This window comes from Gluconacetobacter asukensis, assembly GCF_014174375.1.
Lineage (GTDB): Bacteria > Pseudomonadota > Alphaproteobacteria > Acetobacterales > Acetobacteraceae > Gluconacetobacter > Gluconacetobacter asukensis.
Window position 1 is genome coordinate 140,499 of sequence record NZ_JABEQE010000005.1, and the last position, 19,431, is coordinate 159,929.

The 19,431-nt window shown below is 67.4% G+C and carries 17 protein-coding genes; 2 read left to right on the forward strand and 15 right to left on the reverse strand.

What is annotated here, in order from left to right; all coding sequences use genetic code 11:
- Nucleotides 1-5: 5 nt before the first annotated feature.
- From HLH35_RS07810 to HLH35_RS07825, 4 genes are all read right to left on the reverse strand, one after another.
- On the reverse strand, nucleotides 6-692 hold the full coding sequence (locus HLH35_RS07810) for a hypothetical protein (RefSeq protein WP_338029311.1): 687 nt from the start codon (nucleotides 690-692) through the stop codon (nucleotides 6-8).
- A complete protein-coding gene (locus tag HLH35_RS07815) occupies nucleotides 689-2,053 on the reverse strand; it encodes a solute carrier family 23 protein (protein ID WP_182978605.1) in 1,365 nt (454 codons plus the stop codon). The genes HLH35_RS07810 and HLH35_RS07815 overlap by 4 nt, the downstream gene beginning before the upstream one ends.
- Before the next feature lie 74 nt (nucleotides 2,054-2,127).
- On the reverse strand, nucleotides 2,128-3,096 hold the full coding sequence (gene glk / locus HLH35_RS07820) for a glucokinase (protein WP_182978606.1): 969 nt from the start codon (nucleotides 3,094-3,096) through the stop codon (nucleotides 2,128-2,130).
- 55 nt (nucleotides 3,097-3,151) lie between these two features.
- Nucleotides 3,152-3,967: an SDR family NAD(P)-dependent oxidoreductase gene (locus HLH35_RS07825; RefSeq protein ID WP_182978607.1), complete on the reverse strand. Its 816-nt coding sequence runs from the start codon at nucleotides 3,965-3,967 to the stop codon at nucleotides 3,152-3,154.
- A gap of 107 nt (nucleotides 3,968-4,074) precedes the next feature.
- On the opposite strand from HLH35_RS07825, the gene HLH35_RS07830 reads away from it, so the two are divergent.
- Nucleotides 4,075-5,238, forward strand: coding sequence for a hypothetical protein (locus tag HLH35_RS07830; protein WP_182978608.1), 1,164 nt, complete (start codon nucleotides 4,075-4,077; stop codon nucleotides 5,236-5,238).
- A gap of 9 nt (nucleotides 5,239-5,247) precedes the next feature.
- Here HLH35_RS07830 and thiL read toward each other — a convergent pair whose 3' ends face one another.
- Genes thiL through nrdR form a run of 3 tightly spaced genes read right to left on the reverse strand, consistent with a single transcriptional unit; the run spans nucleotide 5,248 to nucleotide 7,379 of the window.
- A complete protein-coding gene (gene thiL, locus HLH35_RS07835; protein ID WP_246384934.1) occupies nucleotides 5,248-6,237 on the reverse strand; it encodes a thiamine-phosphate kinase in 990 nt (329 codons plus the stop codon).
- Nucleotides 6,218-6,799, reverse strand: coding sequence for a transcription antitermination factor NusB (gene nusB, locus HLH35_RS07840; protein ID WP_182978609.1), 582 nt, complete (start codon nucleotides 6,797-6,799; stop codon nucleotides 6,218-6,220). The genes thiL and nusB overlap by 20 nt, the downstream gene beginning before the upstream one ends.
- A 40-nt stretch (nucleotides 6,800-6,839) precedes the next feature.
- Entirely contained in the window at nucleotides 6,840-7,379 is a 540-nt protein-coding gene (gene nrdR, locus HLH35_RS07845; RefSeq protein WP_246384935.1) for a transcriptional regulator NrdR, read from the reverse strand.
- 147 nt (nucleotides 7,380-7,526) lie between these two features.
- Here nrdR and HLH35_RS07850 point away from each other — a divergent pair, with 147 nt between their 5' ends.
- Nucleotides 7,527-8,024, forward strand: coding sequence for a copper chaperone PCu(A)C (locus HLH35_RS07850; RefSeq protein ID WP_182978610.1), 498 nt, complete (start codon nucleotides 7,527-7,529; stop codon nucleotides 8,022-8,024).
- Nucleotides 8,025-8,040: 16 nt separating this feature from the next.
- Here HLH35_RS07850 and glpK read toward each other — a convergent pair whose 3' ends face one another.
- The 8 genes from glpK to cydD all read right to left on the reverse strand — a co-directional run bounded on the left by glpK (nucleotide 8,041) and on the right by cydD (nucleotide 19,360).
- Complete coding sequence (gene glpK / locus HLH35_RS07855; protein WP_182978611.1) at nucleotides 8,041-9,537, reverse strand: glycerol kinase GlpK; 1,497 nt, start codon at nucleotides 9,535-9,537, stop codon at nucleotides 8,041-8,043.
- Between the two features lie 29 nt (nucleotides 9,538-9,566).
- The gene (locus HLH35_RS07860; RefSeq protein WP_182978612.1) at nucleotides 9,567-10,430 is read right to left on the reverse strand and encodes an MIP/aquaporin family protein; all 864 of its coding nucleotides are present in this window, start codon (nucleotides 10,428-10,430) and stop codon (nucleotides 9,567-9,569) included.
- Between the two features lie 86 nt (nucleotides 10,431-10,516).
- Entirely contained in the window at nucleotides 10,517-12,079 is a 1,563-nt protein-coding gene (glpD, locus tag HLH35_RS07865; RefSeq protein WP_182978613.1) for a glycerol-3-phosphate dehydrogenase, read from the reverse strand.
- Between the two features lie 334 nt (nucleotides 12,080-12,413).
- Nucleotides 12,414-13,193 (reverse strand): DeoR/GlpR family DNA-binding transcription regulator, encoded by a 780-nt coding sequence (locus HLH35_RS07870; RefSeq protein WP_182978614.1) that lies wholly within the window; start codon nucleotides 13,191-13,193, stop codon nucleotides 12,414-12,416.
- Nucleotides 13,194-13,197: 4 nt separating this feature from the next.
- The gene (gene recQ / locus HLH35_RS07875; protein WP_408870108.1) at nucleotides 13,198-15,048 is read right to left on the reverse strand and encodes a DNA helicase RecQ; all 1,851 of its coding nucleotides are present in this window, start codon (nucleotides 15,046-15,048) and stop codon (nucleotides 13,198-13,200) included.
- Nucleotides 15,049-15,070: 22 nt separating this feature from the next.
- Complete coding sequence (locus HLH35_RS07880; protein WP_182978615.1) at nucleotides 15,071-15,445, reverse strand: OmpA family protein; 375 nt, start codon at nucleotides 15,443-15,445, stop codon at nucleotides 15,071-15,073.
- A 476-nt stretch (nucleotides 15,446-15,921) separates the two neighbouring features.
- Nucleotides 15,922-17,619 (reverse strand): thiol reductant ABC exporter subunit CydC, encoded by a 1,698-nt coding sequence (cydC, locus tag HLH35_RS07885; RefSeq protein WP_182978616.1) that lies wholly within the window; start codon nucleotides 17,617-17,619, stop codon nucleotides 15,922-15,924.
- Nucleotides 17,606-19,360 carry a thiol reductant ABC exporter subunit CydD gene (gene cydD / locus HLH35_RS07890; RefSeq protein WP_182978617.1) on the reverse strand — a complete coding sequence of 585 codons (1,755 nt, stop codon included), beginning with the start codon at nucleotides 19,358-19,360 and terminating at the stop codon, nucleotides 17,606-17,608. Before cydD ends, cydC begins: the two co-directional genes overlap by 14 nt.
- Nucleotides 19,361-19,431 lie beyond the last annotated feature (71 nt).

Genomic DNA, 19,431 nt, shown 5'->3' on the forward strand with positions numbered 1-19,431 from the left:
TCTCCTCACTTCGACGGGCCGTCAGCGGGCGGCGGCGGAAAATCCAGCATGGCGCCGGTATAGGTCTCCACCACCTCGCTGAACGGCACACCGTCCTGACGATATAACAGCGCACGATGGCGCAGGATTTCGGCCGGAATCACAATCCTGCCCGCGCCGGGCGGCGGCAGGCCCCGCCGCTCCCAATCGTCGGGCAGCGGCGCGAACAGGCGGGCGCTGTCCAGCGTCCGGCGGGTGAAATGCAGGTCCGCCACCACATGGCCGAATGCGGTGTCGGTGCGTGACAGAAGGTCATTCATCGCCGGGGTCAGGCGCGACGGCACATACCAATTATCCGCCACCGACAGCACGCGGCCCCCGCATGCCAGCTCCACCCGGCGATAGGCGATCGCCTCGTCCGGCCCCACGGCCAGTTCCTGCCGCTGTTCCGCACTCGGCACCCGCACCACGCCCGCTATGCGCCGCGCCACCACATGGGCCACCGGCGCCAGATCATGGTCGCGGCACCACCCTTCCAGCGTCAGGGTCGCGCTGGGGTGAGACAGCAGACGTGCATCCAGCGTCGCAATCAGGGTTTCCAGCTCCAGGCGCGCACGCGGCGTATCGGGCCACATCGTCCCTCCTTCCGCCGCCGCGGCGGGCACCGCGCAGGACAGGCCCGACAGCAGCGTGAATGCGCGGAGCGCCTTCACGTACCGCCCCCGATGCCGCTGGCCAGTACCAGATAGAAAATGAACACCCCATCCAGCAGCAGCAGGATCGGCGTGATCTCGCTCCAGCGCCGCGCCACGACTGCCAGAACGGTATAGAGCAGCAGTCCCAGCGCCAGGCTGACCATGAAATTGCCGGTCATGACCGTCACCAGCACCATCAGCAGCGGCGCCAGGATTCCCCCGGCATCGTCCTGCTCCGCCCGCCCCATATCGGCCAGCATGCCCAACCCCACCAGGATCAGCACCGGCGCGGTCGCCACCGCCGGGACGGCGGTAATGATCGGCCACAGGACCGACGACAGCGCGAACAGCGCGGCCACCGTAATCCCCACCAGCCCCGTCCGCCCCCCGGCCTCGGCACCAACCAGCGATTCCAGATAGGCCGACACGGTCGACGTCCCGAGTATCGACCCCACCACGCTGGCCGTCCCGTCGGCGACGAAGGCAGCCCGACCCAACACCGGCTGCCCGTCTTCCACCGACAGGCCGGCCTTGCGCGTCACCGCCATCATGGTGCCGGTCGCATCGAAGAAATCGCCAAGGAAGAAATACAGCGTCACCGGCAGCACGAGGCCGAAATGCGTGACGAACCCATGGAAATCGAAGGGAAACAGCATGTGGACCGGATAATGCGGCCATTCCAGCCACGCCGACGGCCGGGCCGTGACCGGCTGCCCGCCGGGATGATGGACGAAACACCCCGCGATGGTGACGGCAATGATGCTCAGCAGCATCCCCGCCGGTACACGCAGCATCCGCAGCACCCCGGCCAGGAACAGTCCGCCCACCGCCAGCAGCACCGCCGGATCACGCAGCGAGCCAAAGGCGAAACCGTCCGCGCTCTTCACCGCCAGCCCGCCGCTGACCATGCCGATATGGGCGATAAAGGCACCGATCGCGCAATGAATGCCGGTGCGAACCGACACGGGAAAGCCCATCACGATCTTCTGCCGCCAGTGCGTCAGCGACAGCGCGACGAAGGCCAGCCCCCCGATGAAGACCATGGTGAAGGCCACCGGCGGCGCGATCCCCATCTGCACGACCACGACCTGCGCGAAGATGAGGTTGCTGCTCATGGCCGGCGCCAGGGCGATCGGCAGGTTGGCCAGCAGCGCCATCAGCAGCGATCCGATAACCGAGGCCGCGATGGTCGTCATGATCATGTCGTGCCGGTCCAGCCCCGCCAGGGCCAGGATCGCCGGATTGACGATCATGATATAGGCCATGGCCCCGAACGTGGTCAGCCCGGCGATCAATTCCCGCGACAGGGTCGAACCTCGGCGCGTCACATGGAAAAAACGGTCGATCCAGCCGGTTGCCCCGGCGCCGTCATGCGTCACTGCCAGTCTCTTCCCTCAACAAGATGAGGCGACTGTCCTACCGCTTCCGATATGATGCAAGGGAGACCGGCCCGTTAATGGAACCGTTCCGCAAAGGCCGCCGCCGCCCCCAGCAGGCCGGGCTGCGGATGCGTGATCAGCTTCACCGGCATCCGCGCCATCATCGATTCGAATCGCCCCTTGGCCACGAATCGCTCTGCGAATCCCGATCGCGGCAGATGGTCCGCCAGCCGCAGCCCCACCCCACCCGCGATCACCACACCATTGGCGCCCTGTGCCAGGGCCAGATCACCCGCAACGCCGCCCAGCGCCAGGCAGAACCGCTCCACCGCCGCCGATGCCATCGGGTCACGCCTCTCCAGCCCCAGGGTCCATAATTCCTTGTCGTCGTGGATTCGGGTCGGCTGGCCCTCAAGCTCGGCAATCGTCTCGTACAGGTTCACCAGCCCCGGCCCGGAGACGATCCGCTCGGCCGAAACCCGGCGGTAACGCTGCCGCAGCCGCTGGAGAATCCGGTCATCGACACTGTCCAGCGGCGCGAAATCCACATGCCCGCCCTCGGTCTCGCACACCAGGCAACGCCCGTCGCGCCGCACGACATAGGCCGAACCCAGCCCGGTGCCGGGGCCGACGATCGTCGTCACCCCGTTGGTCGGCAGGTCACGGTCGGGGCCGCACAGATGCCGCAGATGGCTCGCATCGACCTGGGCCACCGCATAGCCGATGGCGCCGAAATCATTGACCAGGACGTGCTCGTCCACCCCAAGCTGCGCCCCAAGCTGGGCGGGCCGGATAACCCATGGGTTATTCGTCAGCTTCAGGATATCCCCCTGAACCGGACAGGCGACGGCAATGCCGGCGGCACGCGGCAGCGCGCGCCCGATCTGCCGGCCGAAGGCCTCCCACGCCAGTTGCAGGCTGGCATGCTCGGCGCATTTCAGGGTCAGCGCGTCCCCCAGCGCGGTCACGCGCCCGGCTTCCACCGTGGCAATCGCGAATCGGGCATGGGTTCCGCCGATATCCACGGCGACGATTTCTTTCATGTCCAGGCCAGGCTCCCTGCGGGTGGTATGCCGGCGCACATCGTCGCCGGGGGATTCATATCGTCGGTCGAGGCGCCTGTTCAGCCTTCAGGCGCCTCAGCACGAAATCCCGTATCGGACGCGGCAGCACAATGTCCAGCAGGCGCAGCCCCGCGAAGATCCGGGGGAAGATCAGATGCGGCCGTTCCTCCTCCACTGCCCGCGCGATCAGGCGCGCGGCCTGGGGCGCACTTTGCAGGAACGGCTTGGCACTGCTGACCCGGCGACTCATCGGCGTATCGACAAATCCCGGCGACACCAGCGTCACGCCCACGCCATGCTCCAGCAGCCCATTGCGCAGCGCCTCGGAGAAACGCGCCAGCCCGGCTTTCGATCCCGAATAACCAGCCGCGAAGGGCAATGCATGAAAAGCCGCGACCGAGCCCAGCAGCACGATATGCCCCCGCCGCCGCGCCACCATCCGCTCGGCCCCGGCAGTGGCCAGCGCGGCCGGGGTCGCGAAATTCACCAGCCCCAGTTCCAGCACCGTCTCCGCCCGTTCGGTCAGCGCGGTCTGCTGGCGCATGTCCCCCAGCCCGGCGGCAAGGATCAGCAGATCGACCGGGTGCGCGTCGTCATCCTCGCGAAAGGCCGCGATCGCGGCGGCTCCGTCGGCCAGGTTCAACGTGCGCGTCGCCACCGTGGCGCCCATGGTCCGGCAGTCGCGTGCCACCTGTTCCAGCCGGGCCGGATCACGCCCCCACAGCACCAGCCGGCGGCCAGACCGGGCATAGAAGCGAGCCAGTTCCGCCCCGATGCCGCTGGAAGCCCCGGTAATCAGGACGGTCGCCGGATCAAAACGGATTTCGCCACCCTGATGTGTCTTGGCCATCGGGCCCCTTTCTTTGACTACCAATTCCATGTCATCAGCACAGGCTGGCCGTCGCGGCCAATCCATTCAGCCACTTGCCTACCCCACCGCCAGAAAACGGACCGGTCATGAACGAAGCGGATCAACTTGTCATCACTCCCGTATCCGGCCTTCGTCAGCTGTCGCAGTTCATCCGCCTTCCCCGCCGGCTCTATGCCGGGCTGCCCGGCTATGTGCCGCCGCTGGACATGGAGCAGAAGGACCTGCTCCATCCGCGCAAGAGCGCCTTCTTCGGCCACGGGCGGGCGCAATATTTCCTGGCCCTGCGCGGCGGGCGGCCCGTCGGCCGGATTTCCGCACAGATCGACGATCTGGCCATCGAAAGACTCGGCGAAAATATTGGCTTTTTCGGGGCGCTGGACGCGATCGACGACGCTGCGGTGGTCTCGGCCCTGCTGGACGCCGCATGCAACTGGCTGCGCGAGCGGGGCATGGTCACCGCCCGCGGCCCCTTCACGCTGAATTCCAACGGTGAAACGGGCCTGATGATCGAGGGCCATGACGCCCCGCCGATGATCGCGATGCCCTGGCACCCGCGCTGGCTGCCGCCACTGATCGAAGCCTCCGGCTTCGCCAAGGCGATGGATTTCCTCGCCTACCAGATGGAAATCGGCCCGCAGGCCGAGCAGAAGCACTTGGTCCCCTCCAGCCTGCGACTGGGCGAAGGGCGACTGGGCACCGTGACCACGCGCACCATGCGCAAGGACAGGATGGCGGAAGACGGCGAGATCCTGCGCGGCCTCTACAACGATGCCTGGCGCAACAATTGGGGCTCCCTGCCGCTGACCCAGGACGAGATGACGGCAATGGTCGCGCAGATGAAGCCGATCCTGAAGCCCGAGCATTTCGTCCTGATCGAACAGAAAGGCGAGCCCGTGGCCGTCGCCCTCGTGGTGCCGAACCTCTACGACGTCGCGAGCGACCTCGGCGGCGCCCCCTCGCCGCTGGGCTGGGTCAAGCTGGCCGCGCGACTGCTGCGCCACCAGTTCCATACCGCCCGCGTCATCCTGCTGGGCGTCAGTTCCAAGATGGAAGGAACGGCGCTGGGTGCCATCCTGCCCGCCCTGGCCATTACCGAACTGATGCGGCGCGGCCATTCCCTGCCCTACCGCATGGTCGAAATGAGCTGGATCGTGGAAAACAACATGCCCATGCGGCGCCTCATCGAGCGCCTCGCCCCGGACCCCTGCAAGCGGTACCGCGTATATGACCGTTCGCTGACAACGAACTGAAATCCGGGGCTACAGGTGGCTCCAGCCGGTGCGATCCAGCGCCAGCGTGCCGCCCGCCCCGTCGCGCACTTCGACCCCTTGCAGCGCGCGGTCGAAGCGGCCGATCCGCGTGACCGGCACGCCGCCCTGTGCGGCGGCCTCGCGCAGGGCGTCCTCCCGTTCCGGCGGAACCGCCAGCAACAGCTCATAATCGTCACCGCCGGTCAGGCAGGTCGCCAGCCAGTCCGGCCCCGCCCGCCGCGCGGCATCCGACAGCGGCACGCATGACGCATCGAGCCACGCGCCCAGCCCGCTTTCCCGCGCCAGATGGCCCAGATCCTGCACCAGCCCGTCCGACACATCCATCGCCGCCGAGGCAATCCCCCCCAGCCCCAGCCCCAACCTTGGTTCCGGCAGACGATAACGACGGGCCAGAAAGCCCGAGGCATCCGCCAGTTCGCCCCGCAGCACTCGCAACCCCAACGCCCCGTCACCAATCGTCCCGGTCACCCAGACATCATCCCCGTCACGCGCCCCGCTGCGCCGCAGGGCACAGCCGGGGCGGACATGGCCCAGAATGGTCAGGGACAGGACCAGCGGCCCCGCAGTCGCGGTGGTATCGCCCCCCAGCAGGGTCAGGCCGTAACGGGCCTGGTCATCGCCCAGCCCCGCCGCGAACGCGCCGAACCACGCCTCATCGCGCGATTGCGGCCGGGTAAGCGCCAGCAGATAGCCCAGCGGCGTCGCGTCCATCGCCGCCAGGTCGGACAGATTGCAGCGCAGCAGCTTGCGGCCCACCGTATCGGGCGGATCGTCCGGCAGGAAATGCACCGATTCGACCATCGTATCGACCGCGATCACCAGTTCGCGGCCTTCCGGCGGATGCACCAGCGCAGCGTCATCCGTCAGGCCAAGCGCCCCCTCACCCGCAAGGGCGCGGAAATGCCGCCGGATGAACCGGAATTCCGACGGAAGGGGCGCCATGCCGCGCCCCGCCGGATCAGGCGCCTTCGGCCCCATGGGCGTCCTCGGGCGTCTCCTCGGCCACGGTCTCGGCTTCAGCCTCACTCGCCGACGCGGTATCGGATGCACGCAGCCGGCGCGCCAGCGTGTCGAGCACGCCATTGACCATCTTCGGCTCATCCCCGGAGAAGAAGCCGTGGGCGATGTCGAGATATTCGTTGATGACCACCCGCGTCGGTACCCCACCAACCACCGCCAGTTCCCCACCGGCTGCGCGCAGCAGGGCACGCAGCACCGGGTCCAGGCGCCCGACCGGCCAGGAAGCCGGCAGCACATCCACAATCAGGGCGTCGATCTGCTCTCGCTGCGCCACAGCCGAGCGCACCACCTGCTCGAACAGGCGGATATCCGCCTCGGGCACGCGCCCGTCTTCATACTCGGCGCCATGGTCCGCGGCCGGTACCACGCCCAGCCGATGGCGCAGAAATTGATGGATCACCGCCTCGGGCGTATCGCCGGCCTGTTCGATCTGGAAAAGGGCCTGCACCACCGCCACGCGCGATGCGGTCCGCGAGCGGGTCCGCGCATGGGTCCTGTCTTCGTCCTGCGATCCGTTCATGCGCCTGTCTCCTGCTGCCACGATTCCGCGAGAGGCGGCTTCATCGCCTCTTTACGTCGCCAGGTCCATAGCCACCCTCCGCGGGCGCGTCGTTCTTCCGTCCCCCGGCCGCCGCCGCCCGGGCCTCGGCCGCTCCGGGGATCGAGTCCAGGATCGCCGCGAAATCCTTGGTTTCACGAAAATCCCAATGCACGCTGGCGAAACGAATATAGGCCACGATATCGACCTCGCGCAGCGTGTCCATCACCAGCTTGCCGATATCGACCGACGGAATGTCGGTTTCCCCCGACGCTTCCAGCTTGCGGACCAGCCCGTTGACGATTCGCTCGATCCGCTCGTCATCCACCGGGCGCTTGCGCAGCGCGATGCGCACCGACCGCGCCAGCTTGTCCCGCTCGAACGGCACACGCCGGCTATCGGCCTTGACCACATACAGGTCCCGAAGCTGCACCCGCTCGATGGTCGTGAAACGCTGGCCGCATGACGCACAGATCCGCCGGCGACGGATCGCCGCGCCGTCTTCATGCGGGCGGCTGTCCTTGACCTGGGTATCGTCATGACCACAAAAAGGGCATCTCATGTGGGCTTCAGTCCTGCGCGGCGTGTTCCTGGCACGGGAAATGCGCACGAAATCAACCGGACGCAAGCCCGTGTGGACATGCCGGGTGCGCTTTGTCCCCACCCGGCATGCTGATAACCTCTCCGAAATGCCGAAGCCGAGGAGCCCATGACGCGACACGCGCTGCTGATCGGATTACTGGTCCTCATGAGTCAGGCCGCCCTCTCGGCCGCCCGGGCCGCTCCCCTCACGCCCGATGACGACCAGGCCGCCGCCGGGCAGGATATCGATATCCGCGATGCCTCGATCCAGATCCTCCGCCCCGAACGCCGGATCGCGGCCGGATATTTCACGATCGAGAACCGGGGCGAGGCCGTCCACCTGCTGGCAGGCGTCTCGTCACCCGCCTGCCGCAATCTGTTCGCCCACCATACTGAGCAGGAAAGCACGGGCGAAACCGCCGGCCTGTTCACGCATCTGGCCCTGCCGCCCGAAACAACCCTGGTCTTCCCGCCGGGCGGCTATCACCTCATCTGCGCCGGCTATGACGACAGTGTGCGCCCCGGCCAGCAGATCACCATCACGTTCCGCTTCATGGGCGGCGCGACGCGCAACGTCCCCTTCGCCGTCCACCCCGCGGCGAATACCGAGGAAACCACACCGTAGCCTCCCCGGACCGCGCTCAGGCCGCCTTCGGCGTCAGGGTCCGGCGCACCGCCTGGCGCCAGCCATCCAGCATCGTCTGGCGCTGCGCGCCGTCCATGCTGGCTTCGAACACGCGCCCGCGCGACCAGCGCGCGGCCACATCATCCAGGTCGCTCCAGACACCACAGGCCAGTCCGGCCAGGAAGGCGGCGCCCGTCGCCGTGGTCTCCAGATGCGCGGGCCGCTCCACGCCCGCCTGCAGAATGTCCGCCAGGAACTGGCAGAACCAGTCATTGGCCGCCATCCCGCCATCCACGCGCAGGGTGGTGACCAGCCCGCCCCCATCCTGCGCCATCGCCTCCATCAGGTCATAGGTCTGGTAGGCCACGGATTCCAGCGCGGCACGGGCGATATGCGCCGCCGTGGCATCCAGCGTCAGGCCGCAGATCAGGCCGCGCGCCTCCGGGTCCCAGTGCGGCGCGCCCAGCCCCACGAAGCCGGGCACCATATACACGCCATGGCTGTGCGGAATGCGCGTCGCCATGTCGTCGGTCTGCGAGGCATGGGTGATCAGGTGCAGCCCGTCGCGCAGCCATTTGATCGCGGCCCCGGCGACGAAAATCGCGCCTTCAAGAGCATAAACCGTCCTGCCGCCGATCCGATAGCCGATCGTGGTCAGCATCCGGTTCGCCGAGGTCACGGGCGCCTCGCCGGTATTCAGCAGCACGAAGCAGCCGGTGCCATAGGTCGCCTTGGCCATGCCGGGCGTAAAACAGGCCTGCCCGACCAGCGCCGCCTGCTGGTCGCCCGCCATGCCCGCCACCGGAATCGCACGACCCAGAAGCGCCGGATCGGTCTCGCCATAGATCTCGCTATTGCCCCGCACCTCGGGCAGCAGGCTCCGTGGGATATTGAACAGGCGCAGCAGATCGTCATCCCAGCACTGGCGATGGATGTCGAACAGCAGGGTGCGCGAAGCATTGGTCACGTCGGTGGCATGCACCCGCCCACCCGTCAGGCGCCACAGCAGGAAACTGTCGATCGTGCCGAAGGCCAGCCGCCCGGCCTCGGCATCCCGCCGGGCACCGGCCACATTGTCCAGGATCCAGGCGAGCTTGCTGGCCGAGAAATACGGGTCCAGCAGCAGCCCCGTCCGTTCGCGCACCAGCCCCTCATACCCCTCCTGCCGCATGCGGGCGCAAAGCGGGGCGGTACGACGATCCTGCCAGACAATGGCCCGATGGACCGGCTTGCCGGTCTCCCGGTCCCACACCACGATCGTCTCGCGCTGGTTGGTAATGCCGATCGCCGCCACGCTGTCCCTGGCGCCGCTCTGCTCCAGCGCATCGCGCGCGGTCGATACCACATCACGCCAGATCTCCTCCGCATCATGCTCGACCCAGCCATGGTCGGGATAATGCTGGGCGAATTCTGCACGCGCCGTCGCCAGGGGCCGCGCGTCATGGTCGAAGACGATGCTGCGGGTCGAGGTCGTGCCCTGGTCGATCGCCAGGATGGTGTTCTTCTTGCTCATGGTCGTTCCTCCCGAGTCTCCGCTCGATATCAGGGCTGGCCGGCAACGCGGCCATCGGTCGTCGGTCCATCCGCCAGGGGGCCGACGTCCGATGGCACCCGGTCGCGCAGACGCGGCATATAGGGGCGCACAAGGCATTCATAGGCACCGGCACCGATCACGCCGCCTGCCAGCGGGCCCACGATGGGCACCCACCAGTAATGGCCCGGCGACGGCAGCGCGGACGGCCCCCAGCCCGCGAAATAACAGAACAGGCGCGGCCCGAAATCGCGCGCCGGGTTAATCGCCCACGCTTCCAGATAGCCCGCACATCCACCGATCGCCGCCACCAGCAACCCGATGATCAACGCGCCCCCATTGGCCTGCGGCGCCTGGGTATTGTACTCGCACGTCACGGCGAAAATCCCGAACAGCAGCATCGCCGTCAGAATGGTCTCATCCATCAGCGCATGAATCGGCGTCACGAAATCACCGGGATGGGTAAAGAACACCCCGGCCGCCCCACCGTCATGCAGACGGTCCAGATGATGCGCCAGATTGAAATGATCGATCACCGGCGCATACAGCGCATAAACGATCGCCGCCCCGGCCAGACCGCCCAGCACCTGCGCGGCGGCATAGGGCACGACCTTGCGCCACGAAAAGCCGCGAAACAGCGCAAGCGCCAATGTCACGGCAGGATTGGCATGGGTGCCCGAAACCGCGCCCGTGACATAGATGGCAATGGTGACACCCAGCCCCCAGACGATGCACACGCCCCAATAGGCGTTCCGATAGGGGCTAGGATCGTACAGCGAATACATCGCCGCCACCGAATCACCGAACAGGATGATGATAAAGACTGCGATGAATTCGGAGATCAGTTCTCCGACAAACTGCTTGTTCCTGAACATGGTCCCGTTTCTTCTCTTTATTGATTTTCGGGTTATTGCTCTTGGGGCCCCTGAACCCGCCGCCATGCCCTACCGGGCAGCCGGTCCTAACCCGCCATGGCGGGCCAGCTGTCGGGCACATTCTCACGCCGGGCCTCGAGATAGCGTTCCAGCCGCTCCCGGCCCGCCTGGCCGACATGCAGCCCAAGGCGCGAACGGCGCCACAGGATATCGTCGGCAGTCACGGCCCATTCCTGCGCGATCAGATACTCGACCTCGCGCACGGTCAGCCCGCCGCCGAAATCCTCACCCAGATCGGAACGTCGCTGCGCCTTCCCCACGATTTCCCACGCCAGCGTCCCGTAATTGCGGACCAGCCGCCACGCCTCGTCGGCCAAGACAAACGGCACATCGGCACGCAGCCGCGCCACAGCCGCATCGAACCCACCCGCCCCCAGATCGCCGCCCGGCAATGCCCGGCTGGCGGTCCATCCCGGCCCACCCAGCACCGGCAGGCTGGGCGCCAGCTTTTCCAGCGCATGCTCGGCCAGGCGGCGATAGGTCGTGATCTTGCCGCCGAAGATCGACAGCAGCACCCCCTCGCCCGGCGGCGCGTCGACATCCAGCACATAATCGCGCGTCACCGCCGAGGCATTCTGCGCCGCATCGTCATAGAGCGGCCGGACCCCGGCATAGGACCACACGACATCCGCGGGCGTCACCGGATTGCGGAAATACCGGTTCACGCTCTCGCACAGATAGCGCACCTCATCCTCGGCAATCCGGACCTCGCCCGGATCGGCAGCCCACGGAATGTCGGTGGTTCCGATCAGCGTGAAATCCCGCTCGTACGGAATCGCGAACACGATCCTCTTGTCAGGATTCTGGAAAATATAGGCCTGTTCGCCTTCGAACTGCCGGGGCACCACGATATGGCTGCCCTTGACCAGCCGAACCTGCTTGGAGGTCCTGATCGCCAGCGTATTCCGCAACACGCGCTCGACCCACGGCCCAGCGGCATTCACCAGCCCGCGCGCCCGCACAACCCGCTGCCCGGCCGCATCCTCGATCGTCGCTTCCCACACACCATCGACCCGGCGGGCGCCGATCAACGCGGTGCGGGTCCGGATATCGGCCCCCTTCGCCTGCGCATCCATGGCGTTCAGCACCACCAGCCGGCTGTCCAGCACCCGCCCGTCGGAATAGATGAAGCCCCGCCGATAGTCCGGCCGCAACGGGCTGCCGACCGGGTCCCGGTCCAGCCGCACCCCGCGCGAGCGCGGCAGCGTCATCCGCCCGCCCAGATGATCGTACAGGAACAATCCCATCCGCAGCATCCAGGCCGGCCGCACCAGCCTGGAATGCGGCAGCACGAACGAGAGCGGCCAGATGATATGCGGCGCGATCGCCAACAGCCGCTCACGCTCGATCAGCGCCTCGCGCACCAGGCGGAATTCGTAATATTCCAGATACCGCAAGCCGCCATGGATCAGCTTGGTGCTGGCGGACGAGGTATGGGACGCCAGATCATGCTGCTCCACCAGCAGCACCGACGCCCCGCGCCCGGCGGCGTCCCGCGCAATGCCGACGCCGTTGATACCGCCACCGACAATCAGCAGGTCATAGGGTTCCCGCGCGGCATTCGCCCCGCGCGATGGATCGGACAGCATGACTCGTTCCTCCTGACGATGTTCGTAAACGAACACAAAAGGAAGAATCAACGCAAAACGAAGCAGAGAAGCGCGGTTACGAACTCTTGATGCCCGGCAAAGGCGTTGCCCTTGACCCACCAAAGGGCAGTCGCCCTTTGGAAACCCATTCGTTACCGAATGATTGGGGCGCAGAGCCTCAGGCACTGCCGAGTCATAGGTGGAGTTGGCCAAGGCTTCTTCGGCCGGAACGGCCGATGGAATACCCACGGAGAGAACCCGTATTATGCGTCAATCTCAAAGCGAGTTGACATAAAACCCGGCCACTATGTTCGTTTTAGAACATACCGGACATTTACGCGCCGACACCCGCAATATGCAGGGCAATCTGATGCTGCTCCAGCACCGCACGCACCGATGGCGGCGGCGGCCGATCGGTGAACAGCGCCTGCACCTCGGACAGATGCCCCACCCGCCCCATCGGCCGCCGCCCGAACTTGGTGTGATCGGCCAGCAGGAACACGGTGCGCGCATTGCGCATGATGGCACGCGCCAGATCGATCTCATCGAGGTCGAAATCCAGCAGCGTACCGTCTTCCTCAATGCCGCTGATCCCGATCACCCCGAAATCGGCCCGATACTGGTCGATCATCGCGGTCGCGGTCGGGCCGGTAATCCCCCCATCATGCGAGCGCACTGTCCCCCCCGCCACCACAACGCGAAAGCTGGATTCCGGCGCAAGGGTCGAGGCCACATGCAGGTTGTTGGTAATGACCCGCAGCCCCTGATGATGCCGCAAGGCACGCGCAAAAGCTTCGGTCGTCGTGCCGATATTGATGAACAGCGACGAATGGTCCGGAATTTCCCGGGCCGCGATCTGGCCGATCGCCTCCTTCTCCCGCCGGTTGAGGATCTGCCGCTCGGCATAGGCAATGTTCTCGATCGACGAGACCAGCCCCGCCCCGCCATGATGCCGGGCCAACTGCCCGATGCTGGCCAGATGGTTCACGTCGCGGCGGATCGTCTGCACCGCCACGCGCAGGCGCTGCGCCAGTTCCTCGTTCGCCACATAGCCACGCGCGCGCACCAACGACAGGATCTCGCGATAGCGTTCCTCGGTCGGGACCCCCGCCATGGAATCAGCCCGCCTCGGCCAGAACCTGCAGCACGGCGTCGCCGTAGCGGTCCAGCTTGGACGCCCCCACCCCCTTGATCCGCCCCAGCTCGTCCAGCGTCGCCGGACGTTCGATCGCGATGTCATGCAGCACCGCGTCATGGAAGATCACATAGGGCGGAATTTCCTGTTCCCGCGCCTCCCCCAGCCGCCAGGCACGCAGGGCGGCAAACGGGCCCTCGGCCTCCGGTGGCAGGACAATTGCCGGCCGGGCGGTGCCCGCAGGTTTCGCACCGCGCGTCGTCTTCAGTTCCTCAACCGGATCGTCGCGCAGCAGCACCTTTTCCTCGCCCCGCAGGATCGGGCGCGCCAGCGGCTCGTTCAGCGCCAGCGCATTGTAATCCCCGGTCACCCGAATGGCCCCGCGCGCGATCAACTGCCGGATCACCCCGCGCCAGAACTGCTCCGGCCTGTCCTTGCCGATCCCGAACACGCTCAGCCGATCATGGCTGTAGCGCGCCCCCATCTCGTTCACCTTGCCGCGCAACACCGCCGCCACATGCACGGCGCCGAATTTCTGGCCGATGCGATAAATCGTCGACAACACCTTCTGCGCCTCGACGGTACCGTCAAACGAAGCGACCGGATTGCGGCAATTGTCGCAATGCCCGCACGGCGTCGCCAGCGTCTCGCCAAAACAGCCCAGCAGCGCCTGCGTGCGGCACCCCGTGGTCTCGGTCAGGGTGATCATCGCCTCCAGCCGGGCGCTCATGATCCGCTTCTGCGCCTCGGGCGCGGCCGATTGCTCCAGCCAGTGCCGCGCCCGCGCGATATCGTCACCGCCATACAGCAGGACGGTCTCCGATTTCTCGCCATCACGGCCGGCGCGGCCAATCTGCTGGTAATAGGCTTCGGGCGACGAGGGCATGTCCAGATGCACCACCGTCCGCACGTCCGGCCGGTCGATCCCCATCCCGAACGCCACGGTCGCGACAATCACCACCGGCTCGCCGGAGCGGAAACGGGCCAGGGCCGCGCGCTTCTCGATCGGCGACAATCCGGCATGGAACGGCAGCGCCGGCCAGTCACGTTCGGACAGCGACTTCGCCACCCGCTCGGTCTTGTTGCGACTGCCGCAATAGACAATCGCCGCCTCGCCCGCATGCCGCCCCAGCACTTCCAGCACCTGCCGCAGCTCCGACGTCTTCGCCCGCACGGCGATATCAAGGTTCGGCCGATGGAAGCTGGCGCGCAGGACCAGCGCCTCGGGCATCGCCAACGCGCCCAGGATGTCGGTCTGGGTGCGCGGATCGGCCGTGGCCGTCAGCGCAATGCGCGGCACACCGGGGAAATGCTCGGGCAGGCTGGCCAGCGCCCGATATTCGGGCCGGAATTCATGCCCCCAGGCCGAAATGCAATGCGCCTCGTCGATCGCAATCACCGAGATCGTCAGCCGCGACAGCCGATCCAGCGTGCCGGGCGACAGCAGCCGCTCGGGCGAGACATACAGGATATCCAGCCGGCCGGCCGCCAGGTCGGCCCGCACCCGCGCCGCATCATCGGGTTCCAGCTCCGAATGCAGCGCCCCGGCATTCACCCCGACCTGCCGCAGCGCCGCCACCTGATCGTCCATCAGCGCGATCAGCGGCGAAATCACCAGCCCGGTGCCCGGACGCGCCAGGGCCGGCACCTGGTAGCAGATGCTCTTGCCGCCGCCGGTCGGCATCAGCACCAGGCAATCACGCCCGGCCATCACCGCATCCACCGCCTGCTCCTGCAGGCCGCGGAAATCCGGGAATCCGAACACGCGCGACAGGATCGCCCGGGGCGTATCCTCCGCCTCGGTACCCGTCATGCCGGCAAGGGGCGACCCCATCATGCGGTCCGCAACCGGGGCGTCAGGGTGCTGCAATCTCAATCTCGACCCGGCGCGATCCAACAGCGCCGTCCTCGTTCGAGGGCGCACGCGGCCGCTGCCGGATACGGTCGGCCTTCACCCCGTCAGCCACCAATTGACCCGAAACCTTCTTCACCCGATCAATGGCCAGCAGGGCATCGGCCGACAGGTCACCATGCGCCGAGGCATATCCCTCGACCGTCACGACCGAGAGCGGATACTGCCCGGCCTGCTCCGCCGCATGCTGCACCACCCACAGGGCCGGTTCTTCCAGCGCCGTGGAATCACGCGTGAAAAACACGACATATTTCCGTGACGGACCGTCGGCGCATCCCGCCAGCAGGCACAACCCCAGGACCAGAGAGAGGCGACGCATCGGCAGATCCCCTTGCTTGAACGGCTTACGGATGAATCCGCCGCTAACAATGCGGGAAAGTCAGCGACATATGGACAGGGGACCTTGGTGCCTCCTCCCCACCCCCACGTCAACCTCAGTTTCTGCCCGGAAAGGCGCGCTGGCGGCGATCCGACGCGCGTTTCCTGCGCTTCGGTGCTCACGGCCATCAAGGCCGCTCCGCTCCGATGCTCGGAAACACACGCCGGGCGCGGCCCGTTCCGGACCGCTCTCGCTCACCAGCACACCTTTCCGGGCAGAAACCCGTGCGCCTTGGAAGACATTTGCATCGGCAATCCGACGCCGTTTTCCGCGCTTCGCGGCGGGCGGCCATCAAGGCCGCTCCGCTTCGATGCTCGGAAACACACGACGAGCGTGCCGCTGCGCGGCACTCTCGCTCACCAGAACCCCGTTTCCGAGCAGAAACTCCATACATCTTTGTTGGAGAAGCCCCCGTTTCAAACAGCGGCGGCGACGGCCTTTCCGTCCGACAGGCGCCAGACGCGGTCCAGTTTTTCCACGCCGACCAGTCGATGCGCGATCAGGATCACCGTGCGGCCGGCCGTCACGTCATAGAGCGTGGTCAGGAATTCGCGCTCGGTCTCGGCATCCAGCCCGGTCGCCGGCTCGTCCAGGATCAGGATCGGCGCGTCGGAGAGCAGGGTCCGGGCCAGCGCGATCCGCCGCCCCTGGCCACCCGAGAGCGACGCTCCGCCCTCGCCCAGCCATGCATCCAGCCCCTCGGGCAGCGCGCGGACCACATCGCCCACCTGGGCACGATCCAGCGCCGTCCACAGATCGGCCTCGGTCGCATCAGGCCGGCCCAACAACAGATTGGCGCGGATCGTATCGGCAAACAGATGCGTGGCCTGAGACAGCCATGCCATCCGCTGGCGCACCGACCCACTTTCCAACGTCGCCAGATCCTCGCCACCCAGCATGATCCGCCCCGATGACGGCGACGCAACCTTCAGCAGCAGCGCCGCGAGCGAGGATTTGCCAATCCCCGACGGCCCCAGGATCGCAACTCGCGCTCCCTGCCGGATCTCCAGATTCAACCCGTCGAATACGGCAGCCCGATCCGCCTGCCAGCGGAACGAGACCTGCTCAAAGCGGATATCGGTGCCCACCGGCGCCGGCCGCGTACCCACGCTGACCGCCGGCCCGTCACTCTCGCCGACAGCAACCACCCGCGCCGCCGCACGGCTGATCCCACCGGCCAGCGCCCCGGCCCGCGTCAGGCCACCGGCACTCTCGAACCCCGCGATCACAAGAAACAGCAGCCCTACCCCACGCGCCGCCGGGATCGGCCCCAGCCCGACACCCAGGATCGCAGCCAGCACCGCCAGCACCGCCGCCTGACCGCACAGATAGGACACCCCGCCCATCACCGCCAGCAACCGCGCCTGCCGCGCCTGCCCCCGCAGCAACGCGGCGTCGCGCGCCCGCGCGTGCGACAACATGCGTCCTTCAGCCCCAAAGGCACGGATCTCGCGCAGCCCGGTGACCAGATCCAGCACCCCGATCCGCAGATCGGCCAGACGATGCGTCAGGATCGCGGCCTCGCGCCGCCCCATCAGCGCCGCCGCCAGCGGCAGCACAAAGGCGCCAACCACGAACAGCCCGCCGACAAGCACCGCCAGCACCGGATCGACAGGCCCAATCGCCAGTACCAGAAACGGCAGGACCAGACACGCCCCAGCCAGCGGAACCATGATCCGCAGATACAGCCCGTCCAGCGCCTCGACATCCGACACCAGGCGCGACAGCAGGTCGCCCGCGCGGCGGAACCCCAGCCCGGCCGCCGCCCCACCGGCAAGGCGGCGAAAGAACCAGACGCGGATATCGGCCAGCGCCCGGAACATCGCATCATGCGTGACCAGACGCTCGACATAGCGCAGCACCACGCGCGCCACACCCGATGCACGCAGCACCACCAGCCCCGCCACAGCGCCGCCGAAGGCCAGCCCGGCCATGCGCGCGCCGGCCCCACGCATCAGCACCAGCCCGGCCAGCAACGCCAGCAGCGACAATACGGCACCCGCAGCCAGTCGCGGCGCGCGGCGCTTCCACAACCCCATAATGCACAGCACCGGCACCAGACCATCACGATCCTCGGCCGCCCGGCCGGACAGGGATCTGTCAGACATGGACATGCCCCTCCTCGACAGGCGCCATCAGGCCCGCACCAGGCTGCGAACAGCGCATTTTTCCCAGATCGAGGCACGGACCGGCAAACGCCCGCACCCCCGCCGCATGGCTGGACAGGATCACCGTCCGCCCCCGCGCCAGAATGCGCAGGCTGGCGAAGATCTCGCTCTCGGTCTCCGGGTCCAGATGCGCCGTCGGCTCATCCAGCAGCAGCAGCGGCGCGTCCTTCAGATAGGCCCGCGCAATCGCCACCCGCTGCGCCTGCCCGCCCGACAGGCCGAACCCGCCTTCACCGATCGGCGTATCCAGCCCCTCGGGCAGATCCGCGGCAAAGCGGTCGACCGCCGCCGCGTGCAGGGCCGCGCGCAATGCATCCTCGTCGGCATCGGGCCGGGCGAACAGAATATTCTCGCGCAGCGTGCCGGCAAACAGCACCGGTTTCTGCCCGATCCACGATATCAGCCCCGATTGGGTCGCCGGCGCCATGGTGGCCAGGTCCACCCCGCCAACCAGCACGCGGCCGCTATCCGGTACGATAAAGCCCAGCAGCATCTCGATGATCGTCGATTTGCCGGCGCCGGAGGGCCCGACCAGCGTCAGGATCTCCCCGGCCGGGACGGTGAAGCTCAACGCTTCGAAGACCGGCCCGCGCGCGGCATCCCACGCAAAGGTGACGTTCTCGAAAGCCACCGATACCCCGCCCTCCGAGAGGACAGGCACCGCACCCCGTGCCGTAGCGGCCGATACCGTCCCGTCCGGCAGGTCCCCCATCGCCGACGCGGCACCGGACGCATGGGCGCGATCCTGATAGGCCAGGGCCAGCGCGCGCAGGGGGGCGAAGAATTCCGGCACCAGCAGCAGCACGAACAGGCTGCGCGCCACCGCATCGGCCAGCGCGGCCGATGCGCCGCCATGCCGCAGAACCTGCACCATCCCGCCGTCACGCACCACGATCAGCACCAGCGCCACCACCATCGCGCAATCGATCGACGCCGAGGACAGAAACGCCACCCGCAGCACCTTCATGGTCCGCCGGCGCAGTTCGTCGGCGGCATCGGCCAGCCGCCCTGCCTCGTCATCGGCCCGGTTCAGCAGGACGATGGTGGCAATGCCGCGCACCCGGTCGAGGAACCGGGCCTGCAACCGGGTCATGGCCAGAAACTGGTTGCGCGACGCCACGGCGGCACCGATGCCGAAGACGGCCTGCCCCACCGGCACGGCCAGGCCGCACACGATCATGATCAGCCCCGCGCCCGGCTGCATCAGCGCGGCCAGCGCCGCGATCAGCCCCGGAACCGCGATCCACAGAACCGAGGCCGGAATCCAACGCGCGAAGAACCCGTCCAGGGCCTCGATCCGGTCGACGGCCAGCGCCGTCAGCTCCGCACTGTGCCGACGCCGCAACAGCGCCGGCCCGCCCCGCAGGATGGCCCCCAGTACCTCGTCGCGCAGCCGCGCGCGGGCACCACGCCCGGCCCGGGCCGCCGAAACGTCACCCAGGGCCAGCAGCAGGGCGCGCAGCAAGGCCAGCCCCGCCAGGGCGGCCAGCAACTGGCCGGCACCGGGCCATGCGGCCGTACCGGGCCCGACCAGCCCCCGCGCGAGGATGGATGCCACACACCATGCCTGGCCGACGGCCACCAGCCCTGCCAGCATGCCGCAGCCCATGACGGGCATCGCCTGCCTTCGTCCCAGGCGCGACTGCGCCCGTGTCCAGGCACGCATCACCATTTTGTCACCGCTCATGACCGCGACCTATAATCGAAGCGCCCAGCCAGGGACACCCATTCCCGATCGTGAATCGCCCCGTCATATGG